This window comes from Nonomuraea zeae (assembly GCF_005889725.1).
Taxonomy (GTDB): domain Bacteria; phylum Actinomycetota; class Actinomycetes; order Streptosporangiales; family Streptosporangiaceae; genus Nonomuraea; species Nonomuraea zeae.
Window position 1 is genome coordinate 1 of sequence record NZ_VCKX01000218.1, and the last position, 21,701, is coordinate 21,701.

Sequence of the window (21,701 nt, forward strand, 5' to 3'; positions counted from 1 at the left end):
AATAATGAACCTGAAATATATGATCAATGAATGTAACTATTTTATATACCACTGTTCTTTTCCCTGTTTTTTTTTTTTCAAGCAGATGACGGAATACGATTTGTCTTAGGGTCTCGTGGGCTCGGAGATGTGTATAAGTGACAGGGTCCAGGTCATCAGCTACGGGATCAGGCCGTCGCTGTCGTACGCGGTGCTGGACCTGGGATACGGGTCCGCCTGGCTGGCGGTGGTCGCGGCGATGTTCGCGATCCCGCCGCTGGTCCTGGCGATCGCGACCGGACGCCTGGTGGACCGCATGGGGGAGCGGCCGAGCATGGTGATCGGCGCAGCCGCGCTGGCCGGCTCGTCGGTGCTCGCCTACCTCGGATCGGCGCAGATCGCGCTGCTGATCACCGCCACCGCCCTGCTCGGCATCGGCATCATCTTCTCCATGGTCGGGGAGCAGTCCGCGGTGGCGGGCCGAGCCCGGGACCGGGGGCTGGACTCCGTCTTCGGCGTCTACACGTTCGTCACGTCGCTCGGGCAGGGCGTGGGCCCGCTGCTCCTGCTCCTGCCGTCCGATCCGGGGACCCAGTCGCCACCGCTGGAGCCGATCGCCGCCGCGTGCGGAGTGGCGAGCCTGGTGACGCTGGCCGTCTCCTTCGGATTCGGCACCCACCACTGGGCCGCGTCGCCATCCGCATCCCCGGCCGACTCTGAGTCCCCGGCCGGCCCTGATTCCCCGGCGGGGTCCTCTGCGGGGTCCTCGTCTTCGGTGCCAGAGGGGCGCCGCTGGCCGGCCCAGCGCCTGCTCGCCATCCCGGGGATGTGGCGGGCGTTGCTGGTCAGCGGGCTGATCCTGGCCTCGATCGACGTGACGCTGGCCTATCTGCCCGCGCTGGCGCACAGCAGGGGGATCGCGCCCGGTTGGGTGACGGCGATGCTCGCCGCCCGTGCGGTGATGCAGATGGTGTCCCGCATCAACCTGGCCCAGCTGGTGCGCAGGCTCGGCCGCCGACGGCTCACCGTGCTGGCCTGCGCGGTGTCGGCGCTCGCACTTTGCGGCCTGACGCTTCCCGTGCCCGTTGCCGTGCTCGTCACGCTCACCGCCGTGTACGGCTTCGCGGCGGGCGTCTGCCAGCCGATCACGATGGGCTGGGTCACCCAGCTCGCGCCCGCCGGCACCCGCGGCACCGTGCTGTCGCTGCGGATCGCGGGCAACCGGCTGGCCCAGACCGTGATCCCGGCCATGTCCGGAGCCGCGGCCGTCATGGGCGGCGTCTCGGGCGTGCTGGTGGTCACCGGAGCCACCCTGGGCGCCGCAGCATGGTCGGCCTCAGCAGTCCCGGACACCGAGGACTGACACGCCGGAGGGCCCCGTCACACCGAGGGGCCCCCGACACCCGGGGGAGACCCCAATACCCCGAGGGACCCCATCACGCCGGCGGGACCGACACCGAAAGACGCCCAGATACTGAAAGCGCTTTCTGGTTGGTCCTTTAATAGCACGCGTGATGAACGTCACACCCAAATAGTGTATCTGAATTGAATGGCGAATAGTCCACGCACTACTGCACTTCCCCACTCAGTAGCTGTGCACGGTGTATATCCAGATTTCCCAGCATCCTTTCGATGTGAAAGGGCTGCGGAAGAGCCGCAGCCGGAAACATTCGAAGGAAACAGAAATGCAGAGCACGACAACTCGGCGGCGACTGCTCGGACTCGGCGCCGCGGCGCTCGCCACCGGAGCCATCCTCGCCGGTCAGGCCGGCCCCGCCCAGGCGGCGATCGCGGACGTCGAGATCAAGATGACCCTGTGCGTCGTCGACCAGGTCACGCCCAGGATCGACTGCAAGGTGGACGCTCGGCTGCCGGTCCCGGTGCCGGTGGACGGCCTTTTCGCGCGCAACTTCTCGACCACGTTCCAGCCCTCGGGCAGCCCGCTGGAGGCCACGTACAAGGTGCGGGTCACCAGGAGCGCGACCGGCGCGCCCGTGATCGCGCAGGCGACCCAGGTCCTGCTGCGCAACAAGGTCACCTCGCAGCAGCTCGGCGTCACGTCTGGGTCGCAGGTGCAGCTCCCCGTGAACCAGCAGCGCAGCAACAGCACGACGGTGGTCGACACCGTCAACTTCCCGGTCGGTACGCCGACCTCGCAGGCGAACAACGCGACCGGCAACTTCGCGGTCACCTGGCACGTGAGCTGACGAAATTCCGAACCAGGCTCCGCCCCATCGGGGTGGAGCCTGGTTTCGTGTTCCCGGAGAAATGGAGAGAGCGCGTCCCGGAATTCCGGCATGATTTGCCACTGTGCGCGCGACGGGCTCACACCAGGGCCAGGTAGGCGGCGAGCTCGTCGGGCGAGTCGGTGGCGATGCCGACATATCCGTCCGGCCGGACGAGGGTGTGCCGCCGTCCCCCGTACGGCTCGGCAGGCGCGTACGCCCGCACCTCGGGGCCGCCCGGCACCACGGGCGCGGGGTCCGGCGACAGCAGCGTGAAGTGCGGCCCCCGCAGCAGGTCGAACATGCGCGCCACGCTCCCGTCGGCCAGGCGCAGCGGCCCGTCCGGGACCCGGTCGCCGCCGCCATCGCGGGCCAGGGAGCTGCCTCGATAGCCGACATTGAGCTGGTAGGTCTCCTCGTCCCGCTTGATGGACTTCTTCTCGTGCAGGTCGGTGCTCAGGCCGAGGACGCGGGCGGCGATCGGGCGGCGTTCCTCCTCGTAGGTGTCGAGCAGCGCCCGCGGCGCCCCGCCGAGCACGCGGGCGAGCTTCCAGCCCAGGTTGTACGCGTCCTGCACGCCGGTGTTGAGCCCCTGGCCGCCCGCAGGTGAGTGCACGTGGACGGCGTCCCCGGCGAGGAAGACGCGGCCGACGCGATACCTGTCGGCCAGGCGGATGTTGACCCGGTAGAGGGATGACCACTGCAGCGAGGTGATGCGCACCCCGCGCAGCATCGAGCGCTCGCGGAAGAGCCGCTGGAAGCCGGCCTGCGTCAGGTCCGGCGTGACGCCCGGCCTGAGCGAGGCGAGGAGCTGGAAGGAGTCGGTCCCGGCCATGGGGTACAGCGCGATCATGCCCTTGCCGGGCCGTACCCAGACGTGGATGTGGTCCCGCCCGAGCCCCTCGACGCGCACGTCGGCCAGCGCCATGCGCTCCTCCTCGCGGGTCTCCCCGGTGAAGCCGATGCCGAGCGCCTTGCGCACGGTGCTCTTGCCGCCGTCGGCCGCGACCAGATATCCGGCCCGCAGCGTCGTGCCGGTGCCAGTGCCAGTGCCGGTGCCGGTGCCGGTGCCGCTGCCCGTGCCCATGCCCCTGCCTGCGCCCCCGCCTGCGTCCGTCCCCCTGCCCGTGCCCGTGCGCAGCCTGGCCGTTACGCCCTGCGCGTCCTGCTCGAAGCCGGCCAGCTCGACGCCGTACTCCACCTTCCCGCCCAGCTCGGCCAGCCGCTCGCGCAGCACGGCCTCGGTGCGCCACTGCGGATGCATCAGCACCATCGGGTACGGCACGGCGTCCGTGGCCGCGGCGAGCTTGTGCATCCGGCCCTGGTACACCGGGACCCGGCCGATCCTGACCCGGAGCGGCGGGTAGAGGGTCGAGACCGGCAGGATGCGGCCGGTCACGCCGAGGTCGTCGAAGATCTCCAGCGTGCGCGGCTGCAGCCCCTTGCCCTTGGAGCCGTACGCCGGCTCGGGCGCCCGCTCCACGATCCGGTGCCGGATCCCGCGCCTGGCCAGCTCCACGGCGAGGGTGAGCCCGGTCGGGCCGGCGCCCACGATGAGTACGTCCGTCTTCTCGATGTCGGTCATGGGCACACCGTGACAGGAGGCGCTGCCGGATCTCTGTCAGCGCTCTGCCGGGGGGACGGCGTGCCTCCGAGCAGGAGATCACTACCCTTGACCGTCATGCGCATGAGGCTCAATCAGATCGTGGTGGACTGCCGGGACCCGCACACGCTGGTCCGTTTCTGGGCCGCTCTGCTCGGCGGCGACCCGGTGGACCGCGCCCTGGGCTGGTCCCACGTGGAGCCCCCCGGCGGGGTGCGGATGTCGTTCCAGCCGGTGCCCGAGGTCAAGTCGGTGAAGAACCGGTTGCACCTGGACATCGAGGTCGAGTCGATCGAGCCGGCCGTCGCCCGGGCGCGGAGCCTGGGCGCCACGCGGATCGGCGAGACGGTGACCGACGAGCAGGGTTCCTTCCAGGTGATGGCCGACCCGGAAGGCAACGAGTTCTGCTTCGTGAGCGCCTGAGCCGGGCACAAACTGAAAAGGCGTACCTCTGGCCGGATGCGGGATGGACAAGGAGACTCGTGACGTAAAGGCCGGAAAAGGGAGGTATGGCGCGGTGCTACCCGAATGGCTGGAAAGCGAGCTGGACACGGTCCCGGACTTCGACGCCTTCGCGGGAGCCGAGGAGCTTGCGCGGCTGCTGGAGGCGGTCGCAGCCGCGCACCCGGACGTGGCCACGCTGCGGGTCGTAGGGGAGTCCAGGCAGGGCGAGCCGCTGCTGTGCCTGACCATCGGATCGCCGGGACCGGCCGAAGCGCTGGTCTTCGGCCTGCCGCACCCCAACGAGCCGATCGGCGGGCTGACCGCCGTCCACCTGGCGCGCCGGCTGTGCGCGGACGCGCAGCTGCGGGCCAGGCTGGGTCATCGCTGGCACGTCATCGCCTGCATCGACCCGGACGGGCTCCGGCTCAACGAGGGCTGGCTGCGCGGGCCCTTCACCCGTGAGCACTACGCGCGGCACTTCTACCGCCCCGCCGGGCGCGACCAGATCGAGTGGACCTTCCCGCTCGACTACAAGGACGCCCACTTCGACACGCCGCTGCCGGAGACCAGGGCGCTGATGCGGCTGATCGACGAGCACCGGCCGGAGCTGGTCTGCTCGCTGCACAACAGCGAGCTCGGCGGCGTCTACTACTACCTCAGCAGGACCGAGCCCGCCCTCTACCCGATCCTGCAGGAGGTCCCCGAACGCCTCGGCCTGCCTCTGCACCGGGGCGAGCCGGAGGCGCCGCACATCGTCCGCTACGCCGACGGCGTCTACCGGGTGGGCTCGATCAGGCGGGCGTACGACCGGATGGCCGAGCAGGGGCAGCTGTGGAGCGGCGATTCGGGGGACAACACCGCCTCGTACGCGAGCAGGCACGGCGCCCTCACCCTGATCAGCGAGCTGCCGTACTGGATCGACCCCACGGCCGACGACGAGACCCCGACCGGCACGTCCTACGCCGAGGCCCTGGCGGGCAAGGCCGCCGCGGTGGCCGAGCTGGCCGAGGTGCTCCAGCGGGGGCTCGACGCCGTACAGGCGGATCTGGTGACGCCCGATTCGCCGTACTGGCGGGCGACCCGGTTCTTCGCCGGACTCATGGCGCGCACCGCCGAGAGCACCGCGGCCCGCGCCCGCCTGCCCGAGTCGGACCGGCCCGCCACCGTCGCCGAGGTGACCACGCTGGCCGGTGACGGGCACAGCTTCCAGCTCCGCTACGGCGGGATCCTGCTCAGAGGGCTCGACGACGAGCTGGCCGCGGGCAACCGCGCGGAGCCGATCGCCCGGACGCGGGCGCGCACCGCCGCCCGCTACGAGAGGTGGCTGGCCGCCGACCCCGCCTCCGCGTACGCGGTGATCCCCATCCGCTCCCTCGTCGCGACCCAGTACGCCGCCACCGTCGCCACCGCCGCGCACCTGGCCGGTCCATGCGGGCGGGGAGCCTCGCGAGCCGAGTGAGTCAACTCGGTACCCGGCCGTCGCGGTCGCGTTCCCGCTGCCCGGCGCCGACGCGTGGATCAACGGCCAGACCTGGTCCATCGACGGCTGAGGCTCCGTGCGCGACCGGACGACGATCCTCGATGCCACCCGCACCGCATCGGGGACTTAGTCCGATCGGAGGCGAAAGATGCCCGCATATCCGCGATTAGGCCCTCGTCGCTCGGCGTAACTCGGGTTACATTCACGTTAATTTGCCCTCTCTTATCCCCCGAGTAGACCGAAGGGAGAGGCATGAGAGCGAGAACCGCAATCGCGGCCATGACTGCTGCGGCGATCCTCATGCCGGCCGCCGCGCACGCCACCGGGACCACCACAGGACCCGCTGCCGGCCCCGCCGTGGCCCCGCCGCCCGACGACCAGTTCCAGAAGGTGACGCTCAACGACGAACCCGGTGAGCCCATGGACCTGGCGGTGTTACCGGATTCGAGGGTCCTGCACACCACCAGGAAGGGCGAGGTCTGGTTACACGACCCGAAGACGGGCCTCAACACGCAGGCCGCCCGGCTCGACGTCTACCAGCACGACGAGGAGGGCCTGCAGAGCATCGCCCTCAGCCCCGGCTTCGGCAAGGGCTCCAAGAAGGACGACTGGGTCTACCTCTACTACTCACCGCCGCTCAACACGCCGATCGACGACCCGGCGACGCCCGGGGTCAACGAGGGCGACGCCCCGCTCACCGGCGCCCCTGCGGACTTCGCGCCCTTCAAGGGGCTGATCAGACTGTCCAGGTTCCGCTTCGCGGGCGCGAGCATCGACCTGCGCACCGAGCAGCGCATCCTCGACGTGCCGGTGGACCGCGGCATCTGCTGCCACGTCGGCGGCGACATCGTCTTCGACGCCGCGGGCAACCTCTACCTGTCCACCGGCGACGACACGAACCCGTTCGCCTCCGACGGCTACGCCCCGCTCGACGAGCGGGCCGACCGCAACCCGGCCTTCGACGCCCAGCGCAGCGCCGGCAACACCAACGACCTGCGCGGCAAGATCCTGCGCGTCAGCGTGCGCGCCGACGGGTCCTACACGATCCCGCGCGGCAACCTCTTCAGGCCGGGCACGGCGGGTACCCGCCCGGAGATCTACGCGATGGGCCTGCGCAACCCGTTCCGCATCGAGCTCAACCGGTCGACCGGGGAGCTCTACGTGGGCGACTACTCGCCCGACGCGCGCGCGGCCGACCCGGCGCGCGGACCGTCGGGGACCGGCAAATGGACGGCGATCCGCAGGGCCGGCAACTACGGCTGGCCGTACTGCGCGACCGCGCGGCTCCCGTACGTCGACTACGACTTCGCGACCGGTGTCTCGGGCGCGGCGTTCGACTGCGCGGCGCCGGTCAACGAGTCGCCGCACAACACCGGGCTGCGCAGGCTGCCACCGGTCGTGCAGCCGGACGTGTGGTATTCCTACGGGCAGTCCGCGGAGTTCCCCCAGCTCGGCACCGGCGGCATCGGGCCGATGGCCGGTCCCGCGTACGCGTTCGACCCGAGCGACACGCGCGGCAGAGGCCCCGTGGCCTGGCCGAAGTACTTCGACGGCGTTCCGCTCTTCTACGAGTGGACCCGCGACTACGTCAAGGCGTTCCACCGGGACGGGCGGATCGAGGACGTGCTGCCCTCGTTCGTGTTCGACAACCCGATGGACATGGAGTTCGGCCCCGACGGCGCGCTCTACGTGCTGGAGTACGGGGACGGCTTCTTCCAGGAGAACCCGGACGCCCAGCTCGCCCGCTTCGACTACATCGGCTACACCGGCAACCACACGCCCATCCCGGTCGCCGCGGCCTCGGTGACGGCCGGCCACGCGCCGCTCACCGTCCAGTTCACCAGCGCGGGCACGACCGACCCCGACGGTGACCGGCTCCGCTACGCGTGGGACTTCGACGCCGACGGCAGGGTGGACTCGCGCAGCCCCGAGGCGTCCTACACCTACCGGAGCAACGGCCTCTACCACGCCACGCTCAGGGTCACCGACCCCGCCGGCATGTCCGCGGCGACCTCGGTGCGGATCGTCGTCGGCAACGCCGCGCCGGTCGTCGAGCTGGTCAGGCCCGCCGCCGGGACCCCGTTCACCTTCGGCGACGTCGTCGAGTTCGAGGTGCGGGTCACCGACGACCAGCCGGTGGACTGCGCCAACGTGACCGTGGACTACGTCCTCGGCCACGACGACCACGGCCACCCGCAGACCACGGCCCGCGGTTGCACCGGCTCGATCCAGACCACCGAGCCGAGCGGCCACGACCCCGAGACCGACCACCTCACCGGCGTCTTCGTCGCCGGCTACACCGACCCGGGCGGCGCCGGCCTGCCCCCGCTGAGCGGCAGCGACGAGGTCGTCCTGCAGCCCACACGTTAGGAGCTCCCATGTGTTACGGCTACGGCCCCAGCAGGCGGTCCCTGCTCGCCGCGGGTCTCGGGCTGGGCGCGGCCGCCGTCGCGGCCGCCTCTCCCGCCGCGGCGGCGACACCGCGCGGCTCCGGCGGCCACCACGTGCCGCCGGGCCAGATCAGCATCCAGCTCTGGACGGTCCGCGACGACCTCGCCCAGAACTATGACACCACCCTCGCCTACCTGGCCGAGATCGGCTATCCGAAGGTCGAGCTCGCGCTCGGCTACTTCGGGCGTACGGCCCGCCAGCTCCGCGACTTCCTCGACGGGCTCGGCATCCGCGCCAGCTCCAGCCACGACGGCCTCACCGCCGACGACGCCGCGCTGGAGACGAAGATCGAAAACGCCCTGACCCTCGGCCAGTCCTTCATGGTCGTGCCGTACCTGAACTCGACCAGCCTGGACGAGTGGAAGGGATGGGCCGAGCGGATGAACGTCGAGGCGGCCGCCGCCCGCTCGGCCGGGCTGCGCTACGGCTACCACAACCATGCCCACGAGTTCACCACCGACCTCGGGGGCGGCAAGACGCCGTGGGACGTGCTCACCGCCGAGCTCGATCCGCGGCTGGTCCACCTGGAGATCGACATCTACTGGGCGGTCACCGGCGGCATCGGGCGCGGCGTCGCCGACCCGGTGCGCTTCACGCTCGGCGTCATCCGCCGGGCGCCGCAGCGGGTGCTGCAGTTCCACGTCAAGGACCGGCACCTGGACGGCGACATGGCCGACCTCGGCACCGGGACGATCGACTTCCGGCGGATCTTCGACGCGCACCCCGTGAAGGAGTACATCGTCGAGAACGACACGCCGGACGTGACCCCCCGGCGTACGGCCGAGGTGGGCTACCGCTACCTGCGCAGGATGCGCTTCTGACACCACGCCGCCACACGCCGCCACACGCCGCCACACGCCGCCACACGCCGCCACACGCCGCCGCGCGAGGCCCGGCCCCGTCCCGGCCTCGCGCGCCCGGCGCGGGGGAGGAGGCTCCCTAGGAGTATCGCGGCCCCCCTCCCTGGCCGGTTCCGCCCCGAGGCGGAACTAGCGTGGAAGCCATGAGCAAGGACAGCGCGCTCGGGGACTTCCTGCGTGCCCGCCGCGAGCAGGTGCGCCCCGAGGACGTGGGCCTGCCGGCCGGCGGCGTGCGCCGGGTGGCGGGGCTACGCAGGGAAGAGGTCGCGATGCTCGCGGGAGTGAGCAGCGACTACTACGTACGGCTGGAGCAGGGCCGGGAGCGGCACCCGTCGGCGCAGGTGGCCGACGCGCTGGGCCGCGTGCTCGCCCTGGAGGAGGACGCGCTCGCCCACCTGCACCGGCTCGCCCGCCCGGTCCCCTCCCGCCGCCGCCGGGCTCCCGGCAAGGAACGGGTCAGCCCGAACCTGCTGCGGATGATGGACGCCTGGCCGCACACCCCGGCCCTGGTCCTCGGCCGCTACATGACCGTCCTGGCCGCCAACGCCCTCGGGCGGGCACTGTTCGGCGGCCATGCCCACAGCGGAGACCTGCTGCGGCTGGTCTTCCTCGACCCGGACGCCCGCGAGTTCTATCCGGACTGGGACCGGGTGGCGGCCAACACCGTCGGCGGCCTGCGGGCGGCCGTCGGGCTCGACGACGACGATCCCCGGCTGATCGAGACCGTGGGGGAGCTGTCGGTGAAGAGCGCGGCGTTCCGCAAGCTGTGGGCCCGGCACGACATCAGGCAGAAGACCCATGAGACGAAGCGGTTCAGGCACCGGCTGGTCGGCGAGCTGGAGCTGACCTACGAGGCGCTGACCGTGAACAGCGCCCCCGGCCAGCAGCTGATCGTCTACCAGGCCGAGCCGGGCAGCCCATCGGAGCAGGCCCTGTCCCTGCTGGGCAGCCTCACCGCCACCGAGCCGGAGACCAGGCCGGAGCACAACGAGCGGCCAGGGAACACCGTCCGGCGCAGCCCCGCCAAGGGCGAGTAGGAGACCACGGCACAGATCTCCTTCGCCGCACCATGACCAAATAATTCATCCGATGGCCCTACATTTGGGAAAAACAATGACCAGGGGCGGCCGATCGTCGGGCCGGCCGCCTTCCGTGCCAGCTGGTCCGGCCCGTCCATGCGGCGGTCCGGCACCCGCATCGAGGACTACGACGAGATCGCGGGCGCGCGGCGCGCGGCCACCCTGGCCACCTACGGCCACCAGCCGGGTGGCCCCGCCCGCGCCGCCGAGGCGATCATCACCGTGACCGAGGCCGAGCAGCCGCCGCTGAGCCTGCCGCTCGGCGAGGTCGCCTACGACGTCGCCCAGGACAGGCTCGATTCGCTCAGGACCTCGTTCGACGCCTGGCGCGAGCTCACCCTCGGCGCCGACCACCCAACCACATCCGCCTGAACGACGAAGGAAAGCACATGACCACCATGACCCCGGACCACCAGGACCGGAAGATCGTCCTGATCACGGGAGCGAGCAGCGGCATCGGGGAGGCCACCGCGCGGCGGCTGGCCGCCGAGGGCCACCACCTCGTGGTCGGCGCCCGCCGCACGGACCGGCTCGCCCGGCTCGCCGCCGCCATCGAGGCCGAGGGCGGCAGCGTGGACCCGCGCCGCCTCGACGTGACCGACCGCGCCGACGTCGCGGCGTTCGCCGACGAGGCCGTACGTGCCCACGGGCGGGTGGACGTCATCGTCAACAACGCCGGCGTGATGCCGCTCTCCCGCCTGGACTCGCTGCTCGTCGATGAGTGGGACCAGATGATCGACGTCAACGTCCGGGGCCTGCTCCACGGCATCGCCGCCGCGTTGCCGCACTTCCAGCGGCAGGGGAGCGGGCATTTCGTGACCGTCGCCTCCATCGGCGCCCACCAGGTGGTGCCGACCGGCGCCGTCTACTGCGCCACGAAATACGCCGCCTGGGCGATCACCGAAGGGCTGCGGCAGGAGCTCGACCCCGGCATCCGCGTCACCACCGTCTCGCCCGGCGTCGTGGAGTCCGAGCTCGCCGCCACCATCACCGAGCCGGGCGCGAAGGAGGCGATGCGCACCTACCGGGCGGACTCCATCCCGCCGGACGCCATCGCCGAGGCCGTCTCGTACGCCATCGGGCAGCCGGCCGACGTCGACGTCAACGAGATCGTGATCCGCCCGGCCCGCCAGCGCTGAGCCCCACGGCCGGCCCCCGGCGCGGTGACCTGCGGTGTCGACCGACTGTCGACGGACTGTCGACGGCGGTTGTGACGATCCTTCGCAGTGACCGCTTCAGCCTGACCTCTCAGACTGACCTTTCAGCCGGAGGGCCGACCGATGGCGCCCAAGCCCGTGCCGCCCCATGACTTCGCCGATATCCTGGTGCTCCCGCACTTCGACGCGCACGTCGTGCGCAACGCCACCCCACCGCTCCAGCTCAAGCTGGACGTGATGTTCCGCTTCCGCAGGAACGAGTTCCAGCAGCGCTACGACGTGCCGACGGTGGTCGGCAACGAAGACTTCGCGTGGACCATCCAGTTCTTCGCGCCGCACAACGAGCCGCCGAAGCCGGCCCAAGGGGGGCAGCCGGCGCAGCCGGGCCGCCGCTTCGACAACCTGCCGACGGTCGACCCCCTGACGGGCGTGGTCACGGCCACCACGCTCGGGGTCTACCTCTACCAGATCGAGCTGAAGGCGGCCAACGGCGACCGGCTGGGCTCCGCCGTGGGCCGCCTCCAGGTGCACGACCGCATCGTCGACTGGTGGTTCGGCAACGACTCGCTCACCACCGCGCTCTCGCCCGGCCTCGCGCACTCGCAGGTGTCGATGTACGCCAGGTTCAGCGACGACAACTCCGGCGCCGACCTGGTCGGCGACATCACCGGTCACGACTACTTCCCGCTGACCTCCGGCGATCCGGCGAAGGTCGCCGTGGACCCGCGCGGACGGGTGCGCGGGCTGGCCGTGACGACCGCGCCGGTGACCGTCTCAGGGCAGGCGCCCGGCAAGGTCAACACGCTGCCGGTACGCGTCGTCGACTACGCCAAGGCCCGCCAGGATCTGCGTCCACTCCACATCAGGGACCTGGCGCAGGCCCAGCAGCTGTGCAACCTCGCCTTCGTGGCGGAGGGGTTCACGGACACCGCGGTGGACAAGGAGCTGTTCGACAGCCTGGCCACGCAGACGTCGGTGGCGCTGTTCACCGACAAACCCCGCCAGGAGCCGTACGCGGAGCTCGGGAACAGCTTCAACGCGTTCAAGGTGTTCGCCCCCTCGCAGCAGCAGACGATCACCTGCGGGTTCCAGGTCACCGACAACAACGCGGTGCTCGGCAACAACGGGAACCCGATCCCCTTCCCCGGCCGCGTCCCGGGCGGCGTGGCCGGCGACTTCAACCTGGAGCAGCTCGTCCAGATCGTCGGGCTGCCGAAACAGGGCGAGACCCGGACCCCGCAGCAGCTCAGGGACCTGTGGGCCCGGCAGGGCCTGCGCGGCTACTCCCCGAACAACGTGCGCGGCGACGCCCTCGTCAACGCCTGGCGCAACCACGTGTCCGACGGGTTCCTGCAGGCCTCGGACACCCTGTTCGGGCTGTACCTGGGCAGCCGCTGGGCCGACGGGAGCAGCGTGCCGACCTCCGGCGAGCCCGCGGCGCCCGTGCCCTCGCCGCTGGTGGACGAGCCGGGGCAGGTGCTGTCCCAGTTCATCGCCCGCCTGTACGACTTCTACAAGCAGCGGCCCCAGCGGGAGATGACGCTCGACCCCCGCCGGCACCCGCCCGAGCTGTACGCGACCAAGGACCTCACCAATCCCGGCAACTCGGTCATCGCCTACCTGGCCGGACTCCAGTACGTCCACCCGCCGAACCACCCGATCGGGCAGAACTGGGTCCCGCACGACGGCGAGCTGCGGCGCAGCAGGGGCCTGGTCGCGATCGTCGCCTACGACGAGTTCCTCGGCGGCACGTGCTTCAACAACGGCACGCTGACGGGGGAGACCGTCTCCAGCGCCCAGGCCATCCGCTTCACCAACCCCGATCCGAGCCGCCCCGAGCTGATGAGGCGGGTTCCGCCGGCCCCGCCGACCCCCGACCGGCCCCTCGGCATCGTCAACGCCGACCACTTCATCAACAAGGTCGCCCACGAGCTGGGCCACAGCTTCAACCTCGGCGACGAGTACGAGGACTTCGGCAGCACCGCCGACCCCGGCGTGGCGCTCGACCGCAGGGACCCGGAGGCCGACAACCTGTCGCGGATCGGCTTCCTCCAGGTCCCGGGCCCGCAGCGGCTGATCAACCCCGACCTGGTCAAGTGGCTGGCGCTGCCGCGCATGCGGATGTCGAGCCGGCTCCTGACCATCGCGCTGCAGGACGACGCGCCCCCGCACAACATCACGGTGACCGTCCCGAAGGGCGAGATGCCCCAGTGGGTCAGGGCGTGGAACGAGAAGATCCCGGTCAGCCTGCTCGGCTTCGTCGTCACGCCGACCAGGAGGCAGCTGCCGCTGCGGCTGGCCGCCGCCGATCTGCGCTTCCTGCCGAACACCACGATCGTCGCCCCGCCCGACGAGAACGCGGGCACCTTCGTGCTCGCCAACCCGACGGGCGCGCTCTACCCGTTCTTCGAGGCCGGCTCCGTGGTGTACGTGCCGGTGGCCGACGCGAACGGCCAGCCGGTCACGGTCACGGACCCCAGGGTCGCCGCCTTCCTGCGCCAGACCCGCACCCCGCTGAACTCCACCCGCGACCTCACCCGCCCGGACCAGGGCGTCCAGACCCCGGTCCCCGTGCCGCAGTTCGCGCCGCCGCTCGACGCCTACCGGGTGGTCGGGATCTACGAGGGCGGGAACGGCTGGTCGCGCGGCTTCTACCGGCCCGCGGGCGCCTGCAAGATGCGCAACCAGGAGGACGCCGACGACAAGCGCGGCTCGTTCTGCTTCGTCTGCAAATGGCTGATCGTCAACCACGTCGACCCGAGCCGGCACGCCGCCGTCGACAAGAAGTACTACCCGAGGTGAGACATGGCTGAGCTCGGTACCTTCGACAGGCTCGTCGCCGAGGTGGGGCAGGCGCTGCTGCCGCTGCGCCAGGCGCTCGGCTCCACCGACGCCTTCGTCGGGCTGCTCAACGACCTGGGGTGGACGGCCTCCGACATCCCGCAGCCGCTGCGCGATCTCGGCACCGACCTGGACACCCTGGACGACGCCCTGCGCCGGCTGCTCGGCGACGGCGGCGTCAACCTGGGCGGCGCGCAGGGCGACCCGGGCGCAGAGCCGGCGGGCGGCGTCTCCGCCGACGAGGCGGCCAGGGTGCTGGCCGCGGCCCAGGGCGTCGTGAACGGGATCAGGGCGATCGTCAACGCGCCCGACTCGGCCATCCCGGCGGCACTTCGCGCCGACGGGTTCCGCACCGTCTTCCCCGGGCAGCTCATCGACTACCTGATCATCACCTACCTCCAGCGGTTCCATCCGGCGATCGGCTTCGCGCTGCGCGCGCTGGGCGTGATCAAGTCCGTGTACGCCCCCGCGACCGGCGGCCGCCCGCCCCACATGCGCCTGACGATCGACGCGGGCGACCTGGCCCAGGTGCTGGCGGACCCGTCCGTGGTGCTCAAGAACGCCTACGGATGGGGCGAGCCCGGCTTCGACTACCCGGCCCTGGCCTCGCAGATCGACAACCTGCTGATGTCCGCGGGCCTGGACGTCTTCATGACCAAGGTGGAACCGGACACCGCGCAGACGCTCCAGGGGGTCCCGCCGGACCCGTACGCGGCCCCGCCCGAGGCGCTGACCGTGTCGATCTTCGACCGGCAGGTGTCGGACACGGCGCGGACCTCGGCCGCGGTCCGGCTGATCCGGCTGCCCGGCCAGGGTGCCGGCGCGCCGGGGCTGGCCGTGCTGCCGTCCTTCTCCGGCGACCTGGGCCTGCGGCTGGAGCTGGGGCCGGACCTCGCGGTGACCATCCGCAGCGACCTCGACCTGCAAGGCGGGGTCGGGCTGCTGATCCGTCCCGGCGAGCCCGTCGAGATGATCCTCGGCTTCGAGTCCGGCCAGGGGCCCGTGCACGCGACCGGCTCCATCGAGGCGCGCGTGGAACGCGACGGCACCGGCGGCGAGCCGGTCGTGCTCCTGGGCGCGCCGGACCGGACCCGGCTGCAGTTCAGGACCGTCGCGGGCGCCGCCGGGGTGCGGCTGGCCGGCGGCGAGGTGGACGTCTTCGCCGAGCTCGACGTCCAGGGGCTGGAGTTCGTCTTCAAGCCGGACGACACCGACGGTTTCATCGCGGCGATCCTGCCCGGCGACGGCTTCACCGTCGGAGCCGACCTGGCCGTCGGGATCTCGCACAAGTCCGGCTTCTACTTCCGCGGCACGTCCAACCTGGAGATCGAGCTTCCCGTACGCGAGCAGATCGGCCCGATCGAGCTCCAGGGGCTCACGCTCGCCGCGAACCCGTCGAACGGGGCCGTGCCGGTCGAGCTGGGGGCCTCGTTCAAGGCGGTGCTCGGGCCGATCACGGCCGTCGTGGACCGGATCGGGCTGCGCGCCCTGTTCACCGGGCGGCCCGAGCACGACGGGAACCTCGGGCCCGTGGACGTGTCACTCGGCTTCAAGCCGCCGACCGGGGCCGGGCTGTCGGTGGACGCGGGCGTCGTCAGCGGCGGCGGGTTCCTGTCCTTCGACACCGCCCGCGGCGAGTACGCCGGGGCGATGGAGCTGGAGTTCGCCGACTTCCTCCAGCTCAAGGCCCTCGGCCTGATCAGCACGCGGATGCCGGACGGCTCGTCGGGATTCTCGCTGCTGATCGTGATCACGGCCGAGTTCGGCACCGGGATCCAGCTCGGGCTCGGGTTCACCCTGAAGGCGGTCGGCGGCCTGATCGGGCTGAACCGCCGGATGAACCTGCAGGCGCTGGTCGAGGGCGTACGGTCGGGCGCGATCGAGTCGGTCGCCTTCCCGCGCGACGTGATCGCCAACGCGCCGCGCATCCTGTCCGACCTGAGCAGGTTCTTCCCGCCGCAGCAGGGCACGTTCCTGATCGGGCCGATGGCCAAGATCGGCTGGGGCACCCCGACGCTGGTCAGCATCGACCTCGGGGTCATCATCGAGATCCCGGGGAACATCGCGGTCCTCGGCGTCCTGCGCGCGGTGCTGCCCACCCAGGACCTGCAGCTCCTCGTACTGCAGGTGGACTTCCTCGGCGCGTTCGAGCCCGGCAAGTCGCGGCTGTGGTTCTTCGCCCGGCTGTTCGAGTCGCGGATCCTGACCATGACCCTCGACGGGGAGATGGGCGTGCTCGTGGCATGGGGCGACAGCAAGGAGCTGATCGTCACGGTCGGGGGCTTCCACCCGTCGTACCGGCCGCCGCCGCTGCCGTTCCCGGTGCCCAAACGCATGACGGTGGACCTGCTGAACAGCGGCGGCCAGCTGATCAGGGCCACCGGCTACTTCGCCATCACCGCCAACACCATCCAGTTCGGGGCGGGGATCGAGCTGCGGCTGGGGTTCGACGACTTCGGCATCGAGGGGCACCTGGCCTTCGACGCGCTGTTCCAGAAATCCCCCTTCGCGTTCTCGGCCCACGTCAACGGCGACGTCACGCTGAAGGTCTTCGGCATCGGCGCGTTCACGATCAACCTGGACTTCCGGCTCGAAGGGCCGGCCCCGTACCGGGCGCACGGGCGCGGCTCCATCGGGTTCCTGTTCTTCGAGGTGTCCGCGGACTTCGACCGCACCTGGGGCGACGAGCTCGGCACGCTGCTGCCGCCGGTCCTGGTGCTGCCGCTGCTGGCCACCGAGATCGGCAAGATCGAGAGCTGGGCGACCCGGCTGCCCAGCGGGGACGGGAAGGCGCTGGTCAACCTGCGCCGGCTGCCCGACACCGGCGAGCTGGTGCTGCATCCGCTCGGCACTCTGTCCGTACGGCAGCGCGCGGTGCCGCTCGGCGTACGCGTGGACCGGGTCGGCGGGCAGCGGGCGAGCGACGGCAAGCGCTTCAGCCTCACCCCCGCGCCGGGCAGCGGGCTGACCCGGGCCGCCGTCACCGGCGACAAGTTCGCGATGGCCCAGTACCAGGACATGAGCGACGCGGCCAAGCTGTCCAGGCCCTCGTTCGAGACCCAGGACGCGGGGCTGGAGCTGACCGCCGCCGCCGGGGCGCTCGCCTCACCCCGGGTGGTCCGCCGCAGCGCCCGGTACGAGCTGCACATCATCGACGGCGGGACCGCCGCCTCACCCCAGGCCGCCCGCGCCCGCGCGGGCCTGGCCGCCACCGCCGCCCCGAAGCGCTTCCACAACGTCAACCCGGCGGTGTACGGCGAGCTGCTCGGGGGCAGCAGCACCGCCCGCGCGCCGCTGTCGCAGCGGGAGTCGCGGCTCAGGCAGCCCTTCGCCGCCGCCGACACGGTCCAGGTGACCGACCAGCGCTACGTGGTCGCCTACGTCCGCAGCAACCTCCAGGCCTTCCCACCCCGCGCCCTCACCCGCCCGGCCACCGCCGCGCCCGCGTCCGCCGCGGACGAGGTGCCGCCGGTCGCGCTGCTCGGCGCGGCGGCGGCCACCTTCAGGAACCGGACGACGGCCACCGACGCGCTCGCCGAGTGGGTGGCGGCGGACCCGGGGCTGGACGGCCGGCTGCACGTCATCGCGGCGTCCGAGGCCTCCGCGTCCCTGGCGGAGGCGGGGACGTGGATGCCCGCGGGCCTGCTGCCCGCCCCCGCATCGGGGATCGACGCGGTCCCGCTGGCCGGCGGCAAGGTGCTGGTCGCGGGCGGCGCGGACGCCGACGGGGTGGCGCTGGCCGCCGCCGCGCTGTTCGACCCCACCGGCAACGCGTGGGCGGCGGCGGCGCCGCTGGCGACCGGGCGGCGCCTGCACACGACGACCAGGCTCCCCGACGGCCGGGTCATCGCGGCGGGCGGCCGCTCGGCCGACGGGACCGTCCTGGCCTCCGCCGAGATCTACGACCCCGCCGCCGGCGCCTGGTCGGCCGCACCCGCCCCGATGGGCGCCGCCCGCGCGGGCCATTCGGCGACCGTCCTGCACACCGGCCGCCTCCTGATCGCCGGCGGCACCGCACCACGCCCCGAGCCCACAGGTGCCGTCGCCGGGAGCGCCGAGCGCGCAGGCGGTGCGCTGGCCTCCGTGGAGCTGTTCGATCCCGTCACGCGCGCGTGGTCCGCCGCGCAGCCCATGACCGACGCCAGGACCGGGCACCAGGCGGTCCTGCTGGACGACGGCCGGGTGCTGGTCACCGGGGGCGCGCTGCCGACCGGGGACGGCAACGAGCGCGCCATCGCGTACTGCGAGATCTACGACCCGGCGACCGGCGCGTGGACGCCGACCGGGAGCCTGGCCACGCCGCGCAAGGGCCACCAGGCGACCCTGCTGCCCGACGGCCGCGTCCTGGTCACGGGCGGGGACGCGGTCGTGGCGGCCGACGGCACGTTCAGCCCCCGCAGCCTCGCCTCCGCCGAGCTGTACGACCCCGTCGCCGGCTCATGGACCCCGGCCGCCGGCATGCCCGGCGGACGCAGCAGGCACCGCGCGATCCTGACGGGGTCGGGCGTCGTGCTCGTGGTCGGCGGCACCGGTGCCCCCGCCTTCACCGCCGGCTACCGGAACGTGGCCGCGTACGACCCGCAGAGCGGCACCTGGACGAGCGCCGCCGGGCCCGCGCTCGGCAGGTCGGCGTTCGCCGTGGCCGAGCTGTCCGACCAGCGGGTGCTGATCGCCGGCGGCGTGGCCGCGGGCGGCGCGGCGGCCCCCGGCCCCGAGGCCGCGCAACAGGCCGCCACGGCCGAGATCCTCATCCCTTGACCACCACCACCCGATGACGAGGGGCTTGACGCCATGACCACTTCCACATTGGCCGCCACCGGGGCTTGGGCGACCGCGGCCGACCTGCCCGTGGCCGCGAGCTGGTACGGCCAGCACGACGGAGCCGTGCTGCTCGACGACGACGGCCGGGTCCTGGTGGCCGGGGGCGCCGACGCGGGAGGCGCGGCGCTGGACCAGAGCGCCGTCTACGACCCGGCCGCGCAGGTCTGGCAGGCGGTCGGCGCCCTGCGTACGCCGCGCAAGCTGCACACCGTGACCCGGCTGGACGACGGCAGGGTCCTGGTCGCCGGCGGGCTCAGCGGCTCCGCCGGGACCGGGCCGGGGCTGGCCTCCGCCGAGCTGTACGACCCGGCGACCCGCTCGTGGACGGCGACCGGCGCGATGACCGTGCCCCGGTGGGGGCACAGCGCGGTGCTGCTGCCGGACGGATCGGTCCTGGTGGCGGGCGGCAGCGCCGTACGGTCGGGCGGCACGACGAAGGCGCTGCGCTCGGCCGAGCGGTACGACCCGGCCACGGGCACGTGGACGGCCACGGAGGACATGACCGACGCGCGCACCGGGCACACGGCGGTGCCGCTGGCCGGGGGAGTCGTCCTGGTCTGCGGCGGCAGCGCACCGGTCGGCTCGGCCGACGACCCGGCGCTGGCGTTCTGCGAGCTGTTCACCCCGGGCACCGCCACCGCCCCTGGCACCTGGACGCCGACCGGCAGCCTGCTCAGGGCCCGGCGGCACCACCAGGTGACCCGCCTCTCGGACAACGCCGTGCTGGTCACCGGCGGGACCGCGCCGGGCGCGTCGGGCGACGGCCCGTTCGACCCGTTCAGCCAGCGGACCGCCGAGCGGTTCGACCTGGCCGGCGGCGGGTGGACGGCGGTGGCCGACATGCCGTCCGGCCGGGCGTTCCACCGCGCCGTCCCCTTCGGCACCGGCCAGGTCCTGGTCGCCGGCGGCACGGCGAGCGACCGGGACGAGTCCGGCTACCGCAGCGCCGTCCTCTTCGACCCGCCGCCCGCGAACCCCGATCCGCCTGCGCGCGCCCGCACAGGCTCGGACGAGGTCACCGAGACGGGCCCCGCCGCCTGGGCCGGGGCCGCCGGGCTCGGCACCGGACGGTGGGCGTTCGCGGCGGCGGTGCTGCCCGACGGGCGGGTGCTGGTCGCCGGCGGCGTCACCCGCTCCGGCCTGGCCGCCGCGGACCCGGCCGTCCCCGAGCTGACCAGGACGTCGGAGATCTTCACGGGGAGCGGGTCGTGACCGCCAACTCCTACTCGTTCCTCCCCTGGCTGCGCAGCGGGCTGACGACCCGGATCGGCACCGCTCCCACGACCGCCACCCGGGCCGCGATCCCGGTCCGGCTGCGGCTGACCGGCGAGGCCCTGGGCGGCGGCACGCTGGTGCGGGACATCGAGCGGACCGTGCAGCTGTACGGCCCCGGCGACGTCGTCGGGGTGGACCAGCGGGCGATCTCGCGCGTCGAGCCCCGGGCGGGCACCACCAACGTGGAGCCGAACTTCCTGGCCCACATCGAGTTCAGCGACGAGGACTTCCCCTGGCGCTACAGCCCGGCCGCGCCCGACGCCGCGACCGGACGGCTGCTGCCCTGGCTCGCCCTCGTGGTGCTCACCTCCGGCGCCGGCCAGGGCGGGGCGGACGCCGAGTTCACCGACAGCCCGCAGGGGAGCGGGCCGCTGCCGGTGATCACCGTACGCGACCCGGCGGCCACGCTGCCCCCGCCCGAGCAGCTCGGCGCGTGGGCGCACGTCCACGTCAACGGATCGCTCGACGAGCCGGTCGCCTCCGACGACACCGCGGGCGCGCTGGCGCTCCTCGGCGAGGTGCTCCGCACCGACGCCGACAGCGCGTGCTCCCGCGTGATCTGCCCGCGCCGGCTGCGGCCGGACACGGCCTACCACGCCTTCCTGGTGCCGGCGTTCGAGACCGGGCGGCTGGCGGGGCTCGGGTTCGATCCCACGGGCTCGCCCGGCGCGCTCTATTCGAGCTGGGGCCCGCACTACACCGGCCGGGCGGCGGAGGGGCAGCTGCCCTACTACCACCGCTGGTCGTTCACCACCGGCAGCACCGGCGACTTCGAGTTCCTGGTACGGCTGCTGCGGCCCGGCCGCCCCGACCCGCGCGTCGGCCTGCGCGACCTGGACGTCCACCGCTCGCCCGGACTCGGCCTGCCGGGCATCGTGACGCCGGCCGCGCTCGGGGGCGTGCTGCGGCTCGGCGGCGCGCTGCGGGTGCCCGCCGACCCGGACGACCCGGACGCGTTCGACGAGGCGGAGAACTGGGACAACTGGCACGGCGCGCCACCGCCCGCGCCGGCCTACCCGCATCCGTTCCAGCAGGCCCTGGCCGCCCTGATCAACCTGGCCGACGACTACCAGCGCCAGGTCCCGTCCGGTGACCCGATCATCACACCCCCGCTGTACGGCCGGTGGCACGCGCTCACCTCGCGGCTGCTGACCGGCGAGGACGGCACGCCGATCCCGTCGCCCGCCAACCGCAACTGGGTGCACCGGCTCAACCTCGACCCCCGCTTCCGGGTCGCCGCGAACCTCGGCGCGCAGGTCGTCCAGGCCCGCCAGGAGGAGCTGATGGCGGCGGCGTGGGCGCAGGTAGGGGACGTGCTGGCGGCCAACGCCCGCATCCGGGCCGCGCAACTGGCCAGGGAGGTCGGGCACGTGCTCCAGACCAAGCACCTGGAGCCGCCGGGCGGAGCCGGCCTGGCCGCCCTCGCGGCGGCCCCGCCCTCGGGCCGGTCGCTGGCACTCACCGCCCCGGCCCCCGCCCCACTCCC

At 72.6% G+C, this 21,701-nt stretch carries 14 protein-coding genes; 13 read left to right on the forward strand and 1 reads right to left on the reverse strand.

What is annotated here, in order from left to right; all coding sequences use genetic code 11:
- The first annotated feature begins 115 nt into the window (after window positions 1-115).
- Window positions 116-1,342 carry an MFS transporter gene (locus ETD85_RS44405; protein WP_138695868.1) on the forward strand — a complete coding sequence of 409 codons (1,227 nt, stop codon included), beginning with the start codon at window positions 116-118 and terminating at the stop codon, window positions 1,340-1,342.
- Window positions 1,343-1,664: 322 nt separating this feature from the next.
- Window positions 1,665-2,186, forward strand: coding sequence for a hypothetical protein (locus ETD85_RS44410; RefSeq protein WP_138695869.1), 522 nt, complete (start codon window positions 1,665-1,667; stop codon window positions 2,184-2,186).
- Window positions 2,187-2,304: 118 nt separating this feature from the next.
- Here the strand turns inward: ETD85_RS44410 and ETD85_RS44415 are convergent, their stop codons facing one another.
- A complete protein-coding gene (locus tag ETD85_RS44415; RefSeq protein ID WP_138695870.1) occupies window positions 2,305-3,789 on the reverse strand; it encodes an FAD-dependent oxidoreductase in 1,485 nt (494 codons plus the stop codon).
- A gap of 96 nt (window positions 3,790-3,885) precedes the next feature.
- Between ETD85_RS44415 and ETD85_RS44420 the strand changes: the two genes are divergently transcribed.
- The 11 genes from ETD85_RS44420 to ETD85_RS44470 all read left to right on the forward strand — a co-directional run.
- Complete coding sequence (locus ETD85_RS44420) at window positions 3,886-4,230, forward strand: VOC family protein (RefSeq protein ID WP_138695871.1); 345 nt, start codon at window positions 3,886-3,888, stop codon at window positions 4,228-4,230.
- A gap of 94 nt (window positions 4,231-4,324) precedes the next feature.
- Window positions 4,325-5,710 (forward strand): M14 family zinc carboxypeptidase, encoded by a 1,386-nt coding sequence (locus tag ETD85_RS44425; protein WP_240779832.1) that lies wholly within the window; start codon window positions 4,325-4,327, stop codon window positions 5,708-5,710.
- A 300-nt stretch (window positions 5,711-6,010) separates the two neighbouring features.
- Window positions 6,011-8,101 (forward strand): PQQ-dependent sugar dehydrogenase, encoded by a 2,091-nt coding sequence (locus ETD85_RS44430; protein ID WP_206059259.1) that lies wholly within the window; start codon window positions 6,011-6,013, stop codon window positions 8,099-8,101.
- Window positions 8,102-8,109: 8 nt separating this feature from the next.
- Window positions 8,110-9,003 carry a sugar phosphate isomerase/epimerase family protein gene (locus ETD85_RS44435; RefSeq protein WP_138695874.1) on the forward strand — a complete coding sequence of 298 codons (894 nt, stop codon included), beginning with the start codon at window positions 8,110-8,112 and terminating at the stop codon, window positions 9,001-9,003.
- A gap of 182 nt (window positions 9,004-9,185) precedes the next feature.
- Window positions 9,186-10,079, forward strand: a complete 894-nt coding sequence (locus ETD85_RS44440; RefSeq protein ID WP_138695875.1) for a helix-turn-helix transcriptional regulator — start codon at window positions 9,186-9,188, stop codon at window positions 10,077-10,079.
- A gap of 138 nt (window positions 10,080-10,217) precedes the next feature.
- Complete coding sequence (locus ETD85_RS44445) at window positions 10,218-10,493, forward strand: Rossmann-fold NAD(P)-binding domain-containing protein (protein WP_138695876.1); 276 nt, start codon at window positions 10,218-10,220, stop codon at window positions 10,491-10,493.
- 17 nt (window positions 10,494-10,510) lie between these two features.
- Window positions 10,511-11,260 carry an SDR family oxidoreductase gene (locus tag ETD85_RS44450; protein ID WP_138695877.1) on the forward strand — a complete coding sequence of 250 codons (750 nt, stop codon included), beginning with the start codon at window positions 10,511-10,513 and terminating at the stop codon, window positions 11,258-11,260.
- 141 nt (window positions 11,261-11,401) lie between these two features.
- The gene (locus tag ETD85_RS44455) at window positions 11,402-14,080 is read left to right on the forward strand and encodes a M64 family metallopeptidase (protein WP_138695878.1); all 2,679 of its coding nucleotides are present in this window, start codon (window positions 11,402-11,404) and stop codon (window positions 14,078-14,080) included.
- Window positions 14,081-14,083: 3 nt separating this feature from the next.
- Window positions 14,084-18,877, forward strand: a complete 4,794-nt coding sequence (locus tag ETD85_RS44460) for a DUF6603 domain-containing protein (RefSeq protein WP_138695879.1) — start codon at window positions 14,084-14,086, stop codon at window positions 18,875-18,877.
- A 33-nt stretch (window positions 18,878-18,910) separates the two neighbouring features.
- Window positions 18,911-20,152 carry a Kelch repeat-containing protein gene (locus ETD85_RS44465; protein WP_138695880.1) on the forward strand — a complete coding sequence of 414 codons (1,242 nt, stop codon included), beginning with the start codon at window positions 18,911-18,913 and terminating at the stop codon, window positions 20,150-20,152.
- Window positions 20,149-21,701, forward strand: a 1,553-nt coding sequence (locus ETD85_RS44470; protein ID WP_206059260.1) for a hypothetical protein, incomplete at its 3' end; no start/stop codon positions are given. The genes ETD85_RS44465 and ETD85_RS44470, both read left to right, overlap by 4 nt.